Annotated in this window: 1 protein-coding gene; it reads left to right on the top strand. The window is 51.7% G+C overall.

Annotated features, from left to right (window positions below):
- Nucleotides 1–159: 159 nt before the first annotated feature.
- Nucleotides 160–615 (top strand): PrgI family protein, encoded by a 456-nt coding sequence (locus OCV69_RS16610; protein ID WP_158360321.1) that lies wholly within the window; start codon nucleotides 160–162, stop codon nucleotides 613–615.
- Nucleotides 616–744 lie beyond the last annotated feature (129 nt).

The raw sequence follows: 744 nt of genomic DNA, 5'->3' as shown, positions 1-744 counted from the left end.
TGCTGTGCTGGTGCAGAACATCGCTCTGGAAGATGACATCATCATGGCGATCTGGAGCTGCGTGGGCTACACCGTACTGCTGTGCTTTACGCTGTTCAAAACCGGCAGTCTCGCAAAATCAGTCTTTCAGGCGCATTAAAACGGAAGGAGGTTTCCACATTGGCTTATGTACCCGTACCCAAAGATTTAACTAAAGTCAAAACCAAGGTCATGTTCAATCTGACCCGAAGGCAGTTGGTCTGCTTTACCGCCGGGGCGCTTGTAGGCGTACCGCTGTTCTTTTTGCTCCGTGAGCCTGCGGGAAACAGCATGGCCGCCATGTGTATGATGCTGGTCATGATGCCCTTCTTCCTGCTGGCAATGTATGAAAAGCATGGGCAGGGCCTGGAAAAGATCGTCGGCAACATTCTCAAAGTGGCTGTGATCCGTCCCAAGCAGCGTCCCTACCAGACCAATAACTTTTATGCCGTATTAAAACGGCAGGAAATGCTCGATAAGGAGGTGTATGACATTGTTCACCGCAATCAAAAACTGGCTGGATCGGCTGTTCGGCAAAACCGAGAAAAAAACTGTGCAGCCGGTAAAGACAAAGAAAAAGCTGTCCCGCGCCGATAAGAAGCAGATCGAAGCGGCCATTGCCCGCGCCAACCGCACGGACAAAAAAGGAAAATCGGCACAGGACAGTATCCCCTATGAACGGATGTGGCCGGACGGGATCTGCCGCGTATCGGACAGCCACTACAC

This window comes from Alitiscatomonas aceti, assembly GCF_025567195.1.
Lineage (GTDB): Bacteria > Bacillota > Clostridia > Lachnospirales > Lachnospiraceae > Alitiscatomonas > Alitiscatomonas aceti.
Note: the sequence above shows the minus strand (reverse complement) of the source record. Positions and strands in the feature narration are given on the sequence as shown.